The sequence below is a fragment of the Bdellovibrio sp. HCB209 genome (assembly GCF_047306065.1).
Taxonomy (GTDB): domain Bacteria; phylum Bdellovibrionota; class Bdellovibrionia; order Bdellovibrionales; family Bdellovibrionaceae; genus Bdellovibrio.
Genome location: NZ_CP178618.1, coordinates 492783 through 506033 on the forward strand (window position 1 = coordinate 492783; position 13251 = coordinate 506033).

Genomic DNA, 13251 nt, shown 5'->3' on the forward strand with positions numbered 1-13251 from the left:
CTTTTCTTATTGTTTCCCTTCTTGTTTTTGCTGACGCAATTTCAACCAAACGCAGTTCCCGATTTAGGGGAGCTGTGGTGGGCGTTTAAGAATACCTTTATTCAGGCAATGCTTTCTGCCGTGGCCTCTTTGGTTTTGGGAATTTGGGCCTCTTTTGGAATTCTGAATTTCTCCCATTCTAAAAGTCGCATGCGTTTGATTTTGGAAGTCTTGTGTTTGGTTCCAAACTTTCTGCCGCCTCTATTTATCCTGATTTCTATCTTGAATTTCGTAGATCCCTTCCCAATGGGTGTGATTGGGATCGCCTTGGTTCATACGGTGATGAACTTTGGTTTGGTTGCGGTTTTGTTCACCAGCATTGTTGAAAATAAAACGGGCGGAGTTGCAGAGCTTTCCTTGGTGGAAGGGGCTTCACGTTGGCAGTTTGTTACTCGCGGACTGTTGCCGATGCTTAAAAAAGATCTGTGGCTTTTAGGTCTATTCATCTTTGTAGTTTGTTTCGGTAGTTTCTCTGTGCCATTGATCGTCGGTGGCGGTAAAGGCACAACCATCGAAGTTTTGATTTACGAAAAGATCAGACTTTCCAGCGATTGGGGTGGGGCGGTTGTTCTGGCTCTGCTGCAATCGATGTTTATTTTTGGTCTTTCAATCATTGTCAGCCGTGGTAAGGGAAGCCTGGCTTCTAGATATGCCAACCTGACTTTGTTAAGAACTCGCACGGGTATCGGTGTGATTGTGGCTGTATCGTTGATGTATCTGACGGGATATATTCAAGGTTTGGTCGCGGGCTTTGGAATGCTTTCGACCTTGTATGAATATCAGTCGGCCCTGATCTGGAGTTTTGTTGGCAGCGTTGCTATTGGAATGGCTGTGGGTATTTTGTGCTATGTCGGTTTGATGGCCATTGCTTTTTGTTGGCCAAAACCGTGGTTTGATAAATTCTTGAATGGATATGTGGCCCCGAGTACTTCATTGGCTTGTTTTAGTTTATTGATCCTAAGTCCGAATGAAGGCATTTACCCTTATCTTAAAATTCCGATCGCGCTGATGCTTTTAAGTTTAAATGGACTGTTCCGCATGGGATGGGACAGTGAACTGCGCGCTTTAGAGAATCAGACCAATATCGCCTATGCGATGGGTGCGAGTCCTCTACAGATCTTTCAGGAAATCATGTTCCCGCAAATATCGGGCAAAGCGGGTGTCCTTGCTGGGATTGGTGCCGTGTGGGCCTGCGGAGATTTCGCAGTTTCTAGAATTCTGGCTCATCGTGATTTGAGCATTGCGATGATGACGGAGACTTTGATGTCGAGCTATCGCTTGAATCAAGCCACAGTTTTAAGTCTTTTAATTATTTTAGCCGGAATCATTTGTTTCGCTTTATGTATAGGGGGGAGTCGTGTCCTTCGTCGAAAATTTACGTCGTGATTATGGCGATTTCAAAGTAGATATTCCTCGCTGGGAAATCCTGGATGAGGGTGTCACGGTTTTATCCGGTCCTTCGGGTTCGGGGAAGACCTCTGTTTTTAGAATGCTCTTGGGTTTAGAAGATTGTCCTGGGATGAAGTGGACGTTTGCAGGGCAGGATATTGCCAAACTAAAAACTCCAGATCGCCGTTTGGGAGTTGTCTTTCAAACGCTCGATTTATTCCCGCATATGACAGCCAAAGAAAATATCCTATTTGCCGCCAGAGCTCGCCAGATTCCTGAGGAAAGAGTGCGCACTCGTTTGAAAGATCTGACGCAGAATTTGAAAATGGAATCTTTTCTGGAAAGACCGGCTGCCATCATTTCCGGTGGGGAAAAGCAACGTGTGGCCATCGCTCGTGCTTTGATGGGTGAGCCGCGATTGTTGCTATTGGACGAGCCTTTTTCGGCCCTGGATCAGGAGCTCCGTGAAGACAGTCGTCGCCTGGTGAAATCGGTGATCGAGGCCGAGAAAATTCCGACCGTGCTAGTAACTCATGATCCGAAAGACATCGAGGTTCTGGCGAACAAGGTTTTCTATATCCGCAACGGAACTATTATTTCTGAAAGTTAGTTTTGCCGCCTCAGAGATGAGGCGGTTTGTTTTTAGATGGTGTAGCGTTGAACCATTTCTAACAGCGCTGTTTTCTTAACAGGCTTAGTTAAATGCTCTGTGCAGCCTGCATCCAGCGATTTCTGAATATCTTCACTCATGGCGTTGGCACTCACCGCGATAATCGGGATCGGCTTGTGCTGATTTTGTTTTTCCCATTCACGAATTTTTCGAGTGGCCACATAGCCATCCATCACAGGCATTTGAATATCCATCAAGATGATATCAAAGTTTCCGGTCGTCGCTTTCTCTACAGCAACTAGGCCATTTTCAGCCTGTACGATGTCGAAAGGATATTTCTTTAAGTACGTCAGCAACAAGAAGCGATTGTCTTCAGTATCATCGACAATCAGGATTCTGCCGTTGCGATTCACGTTCTGATTGATCTGCGGGGCACGCGCTTGTTCAAAGCGGGGAGCCTCTGTCGTCACTGCATCCGTAGGGATATACGGAATCGTGAAGGCAAAAGTACTGCCTTGGTTTTCACGGCTTTCAAACCAGATCTTACCACCCATGAGCTCAACTAAGTTTTTCGAGATCGTAAGGCCTAGGCCGCTGCCCCCGAATTTACGAGTGATGGAGCTATCCGCTTGAACGAAGTTTTGGAACAGCAGGTGCTGCTTGTCTTTAGGAATTCCCGTACCTGTATCGCGGATTTTAAAGCGTACGTTCTTTTTGAACGGATCATCAAAATCCACGGTCACAGCGATCTCGCCAGACTGAGTGAACTTAATTGCATTTCCGATCAGGTTGAAAAGGATTTGTCTTAAGCGAGTCGGGTCCCCGATGATCATCGGACGCTCGCCATCCATATTCACGGTCAGATGGAAATCGAGATTTTTCTCTGAAGCTTTTTGCTTCAAGATATCGCAGATATTTTTAGTCGTAGAGATCAGATCGAAAGCGATCTTTTCAATGCGAACTTCGCGGGCTTCGATCTTAGAGATATCTAGGATATCGTTGATCAAAGACAGCAGATTTTCTCCGGCATTGGCGCAGACTTGTACCAGCTGAGATTGCTCAGGTTTTAGTTCTGACTCTGACAGGATATCCGTAATACCAATAATCGCGTTCAGTGGCGTACGGATTTCATGGGACATACGTGCCAAGAATTCCGATTTCGCTTGTGATGCTTTCACCGCTTGTTCACGAGCTTGGATCAAAGCGTGCTCGCTTTGGATACGATCTGTGATATCTGTTCCAACGAATACGAACGTTAAATCTTTTGATGTTCTGTTTGGCAGGGCCGCCCAGTTCATCAAAATCGGAATACGATGGCCATCGACATTGGTAATCTCAGCTTGGATACTGTGTCTGGTTTGCAAAAGCCATGTGTAGTTCTTAAACTCTGGCTGAGCATGGATCAGGTTTTTCAAGTCCACTTGAGACACCTGATTTGGCGAAAGACCCAATAATTTCAGCGCATACTCATTCGCTTGAGAAATCATATAGGAAGATTGGCGCCAGTCATCGTGATGGACGACTTTCACGATAAAGAGGAATGCCTTGATAGATTGAATAACGCTATCGAGGAACTCTTTAGAAACTGTCGTAGTTTCCAGACGGTCTGCCAACTGATTGTACTTAGTTACTAGCATCCCGATTTCATCGCGGGATTGGTAATTGATTTTTTGGGTCAGATTGCTAGTTCCTAGTTTTTCTAAGCGATCTGTCAAAAGCTGGATCGGTTCAACGACTTTGCCTGTTGCTGCAAAGGTCGCAAAGAAGAACAGGATAAAGATCAACACGGCCGCCGCACTGGATGCGATCGCGATACGATCAAGAACGGCAAAGGCTTCGCTTTCGTCGATCTTGGTTTGGATGTACCAAAGCTCTCCATTGGGCAGATAGATCTTACCGATAGAGCGAATAACTTTTTGCGAACGGTAATCGGTACCTAGTTCACGAACCTCGCTGAGGTTTTCAATTTTTTTAATGTCTTCATCGCCGCGGTTACTGCCTGGCGTACTTGGAACTGCTCGGCCCTCGATCTCTTCTGCGCGGAAGCGACCCGTATTACGTAAGCTCCAGTCCTCACCATAGATCAAGGTCTCGCCAGTTTGTCCCATGCCATGTGTAGCCCAAGCAAAGTTGTCACTGGTGATACGATCAATTTCAGAAATCGAAATTTTGATAATCACCACACCCAGGAATTTAGCATCACGGATGATAGGTGCCGCCACATAGCCAGTGGTGAATTTGACACTGACCGGATCTTTTTCAAAATCCAGGAACAGAGTCGAGCCCTCTTGTGCTTTTTGCGCCCAGTTGAAAAGGTCTTTAAGTTTCGCAGTTCCGGGAGTGTCATCAAAGACGGAAATTCCGTCGTCGAAATCTTTGCGAGTGGTATAAATCACTTTGCCTTGAGGACTGATCAGGGCCATGTCGTAGATGTTGAAATCCAAAACATAATTATCCAAAAGTCTGCGGAATTCTGGATAGGACTCGTCGGAGAGCGAGCGCAAGAGGTCGTCCGTCAATTCATGCGATGAAATCAAGTTGATCGCCATTTGCAAATCACGGAAATAGTTTTCAATGGCCGTCGTTTTGGCGATGCGGATTTGCGTCAAGCGTTCGTAAGTACTATCGACGATAGTGGACTCAACGATTTTAAGGCCAATCAACGCAACAACGAAGGTGGCCAAAAACACCGAGACGAGATTGAATAGGAAAATTCTTAAACGTAAAGTCATTGCTGTTGCCTTAGTACTTAGTAGTACCTATTGAATCCAAATCAATCAATGAGTAGTTCCTTTTCACTCTGAAATCAGGTCTTTCCGTCGTTGTTGTTTATTTGTAACCGACATGCTGCAAACCAGTCTGCGTGCAAAAGGTGCACTGGTTGTAATTTGTCTTTTGTCTGCGGAGATGAAATTTTTCTTAAGGTTGGTTATGAATGAAGATCCACGGTTTTTGGGAGGTCATTTTGAGAATAAAGTTTGTAGGACATATTGTAGCCACTTTGATTTTCATGCTTCACGTGATCTCCTGCGCCCAAACGAAGGTCATGGAAGACGAAGCACAATTGTTATCACCTTCAATTTACTACAAACCAACGGTCCATTTTGACTCTAATAAATGTACTCAAGATCAAATGAAAGAGATGCTGACGCCAGAGGGGAAAGTCCTTACGACAATTTGTCTGGTGGATTTTAATCGCTGCCTCATCGAGGGTTCCTGCTTTGTTGATAAAGCGGGGAGTGTGAGATCTTTCAATTATCACTCTCGAATCAAAGACATTCCAAGATTTGTAGAGGTGGATTTACGCAAATGTCCCTTTGGTTATGGCGTTAGCTCTACTTGTCTAGATCCCTACTACACAGTGGCGGCAGATCTGAGTTTGTATAAAGTGGGCGACGTGATTTATGTGCCTCGTCTGGTCGGGGCTCCGATGCCTGATGGCAGCACTCACGATGGATTCTTGGTTATTCGTGATCGTGGTGCACGCATTTTAGGAGAGGGGCGTTTTGATTTTTTCACGGGCTTTTATAATCATGCGGCCAGAGACAACATCATTGCTCGTTTAGGTTTTGGCGACCCTTATGCGCGATTTGATTTTAGATTAGCGACAGAGGAAGAGGCTAAAATCACTCGAGAAAGACGTGGTTATCCGGGTCTAAAAAACGTTGTTGTCGTTCGTGCCCTCGATAGAATTTCAAGGCTTTCTCGCACTTCACCAGAGGCAGCTGAAGTCATCGAGAAATACGAGGAATAAACCGAAAGCCATTTTGTGTAACATAAATATTGGGTATCCTTGGGCTTTTCCTAACCCAAAGTCCAGTGGTACCTAGACCTTTGTCGAAAAAAATTCTGCATTCAATATCTAATAAAATCAGGCACTAAGCTTGTGTCCCCTAAAAATTCCTGGACCTAGGTCTAAAGTTTTCTAGACCTTCGTCGATAAGTTATTTGTAACACGTTGGGCTTCCGCGGACCTCTCCTCAAAAAGATCTCCCGGACAAAGTCTCCTGCAAACATGGTCAGTCACCCATGCTGCGGGGGACCTGCTCCAACCAAAATATTTGTATTTAAAAATTTAAGAGTTTTTTGAACGAAACAAACAATCGATCATAGTACGTTGTCGGGTTCAAAGGTGTTCTGCAGGTAAGTGGTGCGACCACAGTGCAATCTTTTTATCCAAAACAAAACAGCGTCCTAAGATCCAAACATATCCCGAGGAGGAATGTAATGGGCTTAAGAATTGCGACAAATACAGCGTCTATCGCTGCTCAGCGTGTATTGTCCACGCAACAAAAGAGAACTGAGCATGCTGCTCAAGCTCTAGCTTCAGGTTCCCGTATCGTAAATGCTGCTGACGACGCCGCTGGTCTGGCGATCTCAGAAAACTTCAAAGGACAATTAAAAGGTATTGCTGCCGCGAGAAACAACGCGAACAACGCCATTTCCTTTGCGCAAGTAGGTGAGGGTGGTCTGAATGAGATCTCCAATATCCTAATCCGTCTTCGCGAGCTTGGTGTACAAGCCTCATCTGATACTATCGGTGAAACAGAACGCGGATTCCTAAATAAAGAGACCCAACAACTTCTCCAAGAGGCCGATCGTATTGCCAAAACCACAACGTTTGGTAATCGTAAACTTCTCGATGGATCTGGCGGCGAGCTAGAATTCCAAGTCGGTCAAAATGCCGGTGAAGATAATATGATTAAAGTAACCTTCGATGCCGATGCTTCCGCAGGAAATCTGGGAATCGATGGTATTGATATGGAAGATAAGAGTGGAGCGAGATCTTCATTAGAAGACATCGATAAAGCTCTAGTAAAAGTGAGTGAAATGCGCGCCGGTTTCGGTGCGACCCAATCACGACTAGAATCCACAGTAAGTAATCTAGATATTTCATACGAGAACTTGTCTGCTGCAAACTCTCGTATCCGTGACACAGATATCGCGAAAGAAACGTCAGAAATGGCATCAGCCAACATTCTGCAAAACACAGCGGTATCGGTTCTGGCGCAAGCCAACCAATTGCCAAACGTAGCGATGAAACTAGTAGGCTAATAGGTAAGTAGAACCTCGTTTTTAATAAAAAATAAGTTCCTTCAAGTTGCGAGGGGGACTCCGGGATAAATCTCCCTCTGGAGTAGTCGCCCACAAAAACTACTTCAATTACAGCCCACCCCCGAGGATCGACTGGTCCTCGGGGGATTTTGCGTTAGGGGTGGGCTTACTTGCTAGTCACGACGGGCGAATGAAAAAGGCCCGATTGCTGCGTTGTCGGCGTCGCGCTTGCTCTCCGGCGTACTTGGAGTACGCCTACGTGGCAGCACGCCACCTCCGCCTTGCACTCGAACCTTTTTGATTCGCCTGGGCGAGCTTCGTTTAACATCTCAAGGCTCGTGCTGCGCACTCGCGGTCTAAGAAATAAACCACAAACTCACTTCAGCTTTTCTATCCTCCGCTTTAAAGCTGTCTCTTCTTCCTATCTCTTCTTTCTATATATCGTTGGCCGCGGCGAAAACATTTCTCTGCATTTTGCTCGCAGAGCAAAACAGGAGAAATTCCCCTCCGAAAAAATTGAGCGTTGAAGAAGGGGGGCACGTCGTGCGGTTCCTGAGTTAGGTTTTCCCCTCTGTGGGAGTGTGCGCGCAACGACCTCCGTCGGCGCATGGATGCGCGCACCCGCCAGAGGCGGGCGACGGTTGAGCCACGATGGCGTGTCGTGGAGTCGCATGCTCCCACAGAGGGGAAAACCTAATTCAGGAATCGCTCCCAGAGCTACGTCCGAAGTACTTCAACCCCACTATTCCAATGTATTGGGATCATTTCCCACAGCAAAGGTCTGTCAGACGTTTGCATGATCGAGTTTTTTCCTAGACCTAGGTACTGAAAAAACCAGGGTAAAGGCCCAGAATTCAGGCCGAAGGTCTAGGAAAAGCTAGATGATGGTCTAGTTTTGCAGGACGCGACTAAAGCCTTCCAAGACCTCGCCGAAAGGTATGTCAGAAGCAACGACGAAATCTAAGTCGAAAGAACTCGAGAGCTTCGAAGGGTGTGACTGCCTGACGAAAGTTCGCTTGCAGAGTGATTAGACAAAGATCGAGTCCCGACGTGTTAAACCGGTCAGCCTAAGTAGGTATAAGGCGGCCAACAAATTATGGGGGTCCCAAATGGGAATGAGAGTTTCAACTAATATCGCAGCGGTAAATGCACAAAGAACACTACAAGGTTCTCAACGTGTAATTAGCAAATCCATGGAGCAATTGTCTTCTGGATCGCGTATCAATAAAGCGGCGGACGACGCTGCCGGCTTGGCAATCTCTGAAGGTATGAAATCGCAAATCAGATCTTACAGCCAAGCACAACGAAATGCGAATGATGGTATCTCAATGGTGCAAACTGCTGAGGGTGGTTTGTCTGAAGTATCAAATATCTTAACTCGTATGCGTGAGTTGGGTATCCAAGCTTCTTCTGATACTATCGGTGATACTGAGCGTGGCTTCCTCGATAAAGAGGTTCAACAATTGAAAGCTGAGTCTCAACGTATCACTCAGTCTACTAAATTTGGTACTACAAAACTACTTGATGGTTCTGGCGACAAGTATGACTTCCAAGTAGGTATCGGTAATGACGACTTTGCGGATAGAATCTCCTTCAACGCAGGTGAAACTGACGCAACTACATCTTCACTAGGTATTGATGGTTTCGACTTCTCTTCTAAAACAGGTGCTCAAGAAGCTCTTGCGAAGATCGACGAAGCTCAAACTAAAGTGAATGGTTTCCGCGCAAATCTTGGTGCCCTTCAAAATCGTCTGACTTCAACAGTCGACAACTTGGGTGTCCAACATGAGAACATCTCTGCTGCGAACTCTCGTATCCGTGATACAGATATCGCTTCAGCAACTGCTGACCAAGCTCGTAACCAAGTATTGTTGCAAGCTAACACGAGTGTTCTTTCTCAGGCGAATCAAATGCCTGGTATCGCGATGAAACTAATTGGTTAATTTTTGAAAGATTGAATCTGGGAGAGCGCCTCCGTGCTCTCCCGGTACCAACCTACCCAGGGAAAGTTTTTATAGAGGTTTCCCTGGGGTACTTAAAGAGGGGACTTAGGAATGGCCTAAAGTCCAGCTGTTTAAGTTTGAGCCAAAAATACCGATAAGATACTCATGAATATCAAAGGATTGATTCCCCAAATTTCGCCAACCGATGTGAAGTCGATAGACCGCACAGGGCGAGCGATTCAATCCGACAGTACTCACGACAGAGACGCCAACGGTCAAGAAACCTATCAACAGCAACAAGATCAGAAGCCTCCGATGACGGAGGAACAGCTTGAAGCCTCGATGGAACATCTCAGAAAACTCCCTGCATTCAAAGAACACCGATGGACGGTGGAACTTATCGATGTCGGCGGAGAGAATTTCGTTCTCGTAAAAGATAATCTCGGCACCCTTATTCGCAAAATTCCTGAAGCAGAGTTATGGACACTTCCCAGTGACGATTCTCCTCGAGGGCAATTAATTAAGCGTTCTGCCTAGATCTCCACGATTATTCCCAAAGATTTTTAAGTATAAATAGCATTTGATTCCCAGCTTTCAGTCTAGCTGAAAGGGGGGATGTCAAAATTTATCCCGCGTATATTTCATTAGAGCCGTAAAACCCGCTCCACCAGCCCTTTCGACGGACATTTAATTGACTCACGTTCACTGTATGAATTTGAGACGATTGTTTCATGGCAGGAATACGAATTACAGGCATGGCCTCTGGGCTACCACCAAATATCGTCGATCAGCTGATGGATGCTGAGCGTATTCCTGTGAAGCAAATGGAAGCTAAGAAGACAGAGAAGGACGACAAGCTAAAGCTTGTAAAAGATCTCGAGTCAAAAGTGGTTGGAATCACCAAAAATCTTAGTGACCTGACAAATATCCGCGGATTCCAGGATAAGAAATTTACTTCAAGTGACACGGCTGTGGTGGACGGTCAACTTGATCCGGCAGTTGCGGTGCCAGGTGAGTATCAATTGGAAGTTGTGCAGTTGGCAGAAAAAGCCTCTGCGATTTCTAACGGTTTCCCTGACAAGAATGAAACGCAAATTGGTACGGGTTATATAAAATTTAAAACTTCAGAGGGTTCGAAAGAAGTCTATATCACAGGCAAGAATTCGACTCTGGAAGGTGTGGCAGGTCAGATCAATAACGCTGACGTGGGTTTAAAAGCTCAGGTTATCGAGGACAGAAAGGATAAAGAAAATCCTTTCAAAATATTGGTTTCTGGTTTGGGTACGGGAGATGACTCACAAATTGAGTTCCCGAAAATTTACCTCTTGGATGGCGATCAAGATATGTACTTCGATCAGTCTCGTCCTTCCAAGAATGCCAAAGTGAAAGTGGACGGTTTTGAAATTGAATTGCCCGAGAATAAAACGACGACGTTGATTCCGGGTGTGACATTGGATCTGAAATCAGCTTCTCCGGGTAAGACCATCAATATGACGGTTAAGGAGAATCTGGAAGTCATCAGCGGTAAAGTGAAAAGCTTCGTTGATGCCTATAATGAGGCTTTGGGATTTATCCAAAAGCAACATCAGATGCAGGGCTCTGGTAAGGATGGAAATCCTAAAATGGGTCCATTGGGTGGTGATGGTCTTCTAAGAACGATCGAAAGTTCGTTAAGAAGTGCGATCTTAAACCCAGTAGGCGGAGTGCAGACTCCGATTCTACGTGTGAGTGAACTGGGCATCACCTTCAACCGTAACGGTATGTTGGAGTTGAACCAGGACAAGTTTAATAAAGTTTTGAATGCCAACCCAAATGCGGTGGCAGCGTTTATCCGAGGCGATGGTTTTAGAACAGGTTTCGCGTCGGTGATTAAAAATGCGGTCTCCAATCTTACCAATGGTGAGTACGGGGGACTGGCGAATCGCAAACGTGGTCTTGAATCGCAGATCAAACAAATCGATCAGCGTATCAATACCAAAGAGCGACAACTCGAGAAGAAAGAAGACGGACTTCGTCAGAAGTTTGCGAATCTCGAGTCGAAAATGTCAGAGATGCAAGCTCAGCAAGCTAAGTTTGCAGCGATGGCCCGCCAAGGCGGCGGCTAAGTTAGAAGTTTAATAGGGACGTTGAACGGTTAGGGAACAAAAAAGAGGACAGGATGAACAAGAACGCGTATCAAAAATACAAACAGACTTCAGTACAAAGTGCCAGCAAGGAAAAAATCCTTTTGATGCTTTATGAGGGTGCGATCAAGTTTACCAAACTTGCTATCAAAGCCATTGAAGAAAAGAAGATCGCGGATCGTGGCCAAAATATCGGCAGAGCGTTCGATATCATCATGGAACTTAACAACACTCTTGATCATAAAGTGGGCGGCGAGATCGCAAATCAGCTGGAACAACTTTATATGTTCATGATGGAACAATACACCAAAGCAAACATCAGCGGAGACGCAGCACCACTTCATGCCAACTTGAAGCTGCTAAATACTTTGTATGATGGCTGGGTGCAAGCAGTAGAAAAAATTAAAAAAGAATCAGACGACGGAAAGAAAGCGGGTTAATACCATGGAGGGTAAAGTGACCAGAATCATCAGCTTGTTGAACGAGAAGAATCATTACCTTGAAAAGTTCTATGCTCTTAATGAAATTGAGCTAGTGAACTTTGCACAAGGTCAGTTCGACAATTTGCAGAGCTTTTATCAAACGCGTGAAAAGATCCTGGATGTTCTTAAATATGTAGACTCGCAAATCGATAAAGCTCACAGCGAAATGAGCCCTGAAGCTGTTATGGCGCAGGAAGATCGCAAACAAATCAAAGAAGCTCTTATGATTAAAGATGAGTATGTTGCACGTATCATCGAACAAGACATCCAAGTGTTGGCTTGCATCGAGACTGCAAAAAACTCCATCATTCGTGAGCTGCAGGATGTTCGTCGCAACCGCAAAGCAATTGGTGGCTACAAATCCAAAGCATTTGAATTGCAATTGGATGAGGAAGCCTAGACCCGGCAATTTTTTCCCGACAAAAACCTGACGGCAAGTACGGTCTGGGAGTCAAACTCCTGAGCTGAACTTGCCTCAGCTACAAATAATCGCATTTCGACCCATCTTAAGGTTTGGCATCTGTGTTGCTCATCTCATTTATCGGAGGAGATACATGCAGATGTTGGAAAATCAGATCGTTCAAAAGTCCAGTGAAAATATTGAAGTGAATACTTCAGAGGAAAGCTTCAAAGAAGGCTCCGGCAGAATTTATTTTGATTCTGTACAAGCACTCGCTGATTTTGAATCAGACACCACTCTTAATAAGCAACAAGCTAATGTTGATCCGCGCGTTTCTAAGTATCTTCAGAATGCGGATGTACTGTCTAAACACGGTGAATACAATTTAGCTCTTAATCTTTTGCGCCAAGCCAGCAATATCGATTCTAAAAATCCTGCGACATTAAATATGTTGTCTCGCAATTTAGAAAAGATCGGCAAACATGATGAGGCTTTGATCGCCTTGAATGCTTGGAACAAGATCGACTATGGATTTGAGAGCTTGGCCTACCTTGCGCACGCTCTATATCGCATGGGCCGTGATCAAGATGCTTTGGAGAAGTACTTTGAAGCGTTATCAGTAATTACTGAAGAAAATGATCAGCTTTTTGAAGTCTATAAAAACATGGGCAACATCTATGTTCGCCAAGGCGACTTCGATGGAGCAGAAGAGTACTACAATAAAGCTTACACGATCAATACGACTTCGGATGTCCTATTGGTGAATTTCGGAACACTTGAAGTTCAGCGTGGCGATTTTGATAAGTCATTGTACTGCTTCCGTAAGGCCGTGCAAATCAATCCAGAAAACGACAAAGCATGGGTTGGTTTGGCGATGGTTCACCATCAGTTCGGTGACACGGAGCTGGCATGGGCGAATATCGATGCCGCTTTAGATATCAATAAGAAAAATCGTACCGCAGTTCATTTGGCGGCAAATTGGGGCATGCGTGATCTTCAATTGCAAAAAGCCATCGACGCACTTGAAGAATACCTAGCAACTGTTGAGCAAGACGAGGATATGTCCTTGGTTCTTATCAATTTGTTCTGCACTACGGGTCAATTGGACAAAGCCATGCTTGAAATCGAGCGCGTGCTTTTGTGGAACCCGGATCACAGCGAAGTTAGAAATCTTAAAAAGAAAATCACACCTACAGTAAAGGCAGCATAA

General features: G+C 45.2%; 11 protein-coding genes. 10 read left to right on the forward strand and 1 reads right to left on the reverse strand.

Annotated elements, in window-relative coordinates:
• Positions 1-21: 21 nt before the first annotated feature.
• Both ACLVWP_RS02485 and ACLVWP_RS02490 read left to right on the forward strand, forming a co-directional pair.
• Positions 22-1425 carry an ABC transporter permease subunit gene (locus ACLVWP_RS02485; protein WP_413559852.1) on the forward strand — a complete coding sequence of 468 codons (1404 nt, stop codon included), beginning with the start codon at positions 22-24 and terminating at the stop codon, positions 1423-1425.
• Entirely contained in the window at positions 1397-2038 is a 642-nt protein-coding gene (locus tag ACLVWP_RS02490) for an ATP-binding cassette domain-containing protein (protein ID WP_413559853.1), read from the forward strand. The genes ACLVWP_RS02485 and ACLVWP_RS02490 overlap by 29 nt, the downstream gene beginning before the upstream one ends.
• 32 nt (positions 2039-2070) lie before the next feature.
• Here ACLVWP_RS02490 and ACLVWP_RS02495 read toward each other — a convergent pair whose 3' ends face one another.
• On the reverse strand, positions 2071-4770 hold the full coding sequence (locus tag ACLVWP_RS02495) for an ATP-binding protein (RefSeq protein WP_413559854.1): 2700 nt from the start codon (positions 4768-4770) through the stop codon (positions 2071-2073).
• A gap of 233 nt (positions 4771-5003) precedes the next feature.
• On the opposite strand from ACLVWP_RS02495, the gene ACLVWP_RS02500 reads away from it, so the two are divergent.
• The 8 genes from ACLVWP_RS02500 (at position 5004) to ACLVWP_RS02535 (ending at position 13251) form a co-directional block, all read left to right on the forward strand.
• Positions 5004-5792, forward strand: a complete 789-nt coding sequence (locus tag ACLVWP_RS02500; protein ID WP_413559855.1) for a 3D domain-containing protein — start codon at positions 5004-5006, stop codon at positions 5790-5792.
• Positions 5793-6265: 473 nt separating this feature from the next.
• Complete coding sequence (locus ACLVWP_RS02505; protein WP_413559856.1) at positions 6266-7093, forward strand: flagellin; 828 nt, start codon at positions 6266-6268, stop codon at positions 7091-7093.
• Positions 7094-8202: 1109 nt separating this feature from the next.
• Positions 8203-9036: a flagellin gene (locus ACLVWP_RS02510; RefSeq protein ID WP_413559857.1), complete on the forward strand. Its 834-nt coding sequence runs from the start codon at positions 8203-8205 to the stop codon at positions 9034-9036.
• A gap of 165 nt (positions 9037-9201) precedes the next feature.
• Positions 9202-9573, forward strand: coding sequence for a hypothetical protein (locus tag ACLVWP_RS02515; protein WP_413559858.1), 372 nt, complete (start codon positions 9202-9204; stop codon positions 9571-9573).
• A gap of 194 nt (positions 9574-9767) precedes the next feature.
• Entirely contained in the window at positions 9768-11141 is a 1374-nt protein-coding gene (gene fliD / locus ACLVWP_RS02520) for a flagellar filament capping protein FliD (protein WP_413559859.1), read from the forward strand.
• A 53-nt stretch (positions 11142-11194) separates the two neighbouring features.
• Positions 11195-11599 carry a flagellar export chaperone FliS gene (fliS, locus tag ACLVWP_RS02525; protein ID WP_413559860.1) on the forward strand — a complete coding sequence of 135 codons (405 nt, stop codon included), beginning with the start codon at positions 11195-11197 and terminating at the stop codon, positions 11597-11599.
• 16 nt (positions 11600-11615) lie between these two features.
• A complete protein-coding gene (locus tag ACLVWP_RS02530; RefSeq protein WP_413559861.1) occupies positions 11616-12041 on the forward strand; it encodes a hypothetical protein in 426 nt (141 codons plus the stop codon).
• Between the two features lie 154 nt (positions 12042-12195).
• Complete coding sequence (locus tag ACLVWP_RS02535; RefSeq protein ID WP_413559862.1) at positions 12196-13251, forward strand: tetratricopeptide repeat protein; 1056 nt, start codon at positions 12196-12198, stop codon at positions 13249-13251.

Excerpts from the sequence above, each read along its gene's own strand:
- ACLVWP_RS02505 (WP_413559856.1), top strand. The coding sequence starts at position 6,266 with ATGGGCTTAAGAATTGCGACAAATACAGCGTCTATCGCTGCTCAGCGT.
- fliS (WP_413559860.1), top strand. The coding sequence starts at position 11,195 with ATGAACAAGAACGCGTATCAAAAATACAAACAGACTTCAGTACAAAGT.
- ACLVWP_RS02535 (WP_413559862.1), top strand. The coding sequence starts at position 12,196 with ATGCAGATGTTGGAAAATCAGATCGTTCAAAAGTCCAGTGAAAATATT.
- ACLVWP_RS02510 (WP_413559857.1), top strand. The coding sequence starts at position 8,203 with ATGGGAATGAGAGTTTCAACTAATATCGCAGCGGTAAATGCACAAAGA.
- ACLVWP_RS02515 (WP_413559858.1), top strand. The coding sequence starts at position 9,202 with ATGAATATCAAAGGATTGATTCCCCAAATTTCGCCAACCGATGTGAAG.
- fliD (WP_413559859.1), top strand. The coding sequence starts at position 9,768 with ATGGCAGGAATACGAATTACAGGCATGGCCTCTGGGCTACCACCAAAT.
- ACLVWP_RS02495 (WP_413559854.1), bottom strand. The coding sequence starts at position 4,770 with ATGACTTTACGTTTAAGAATTTTCCTATTCAATCTCGTCTCGGTGTTT.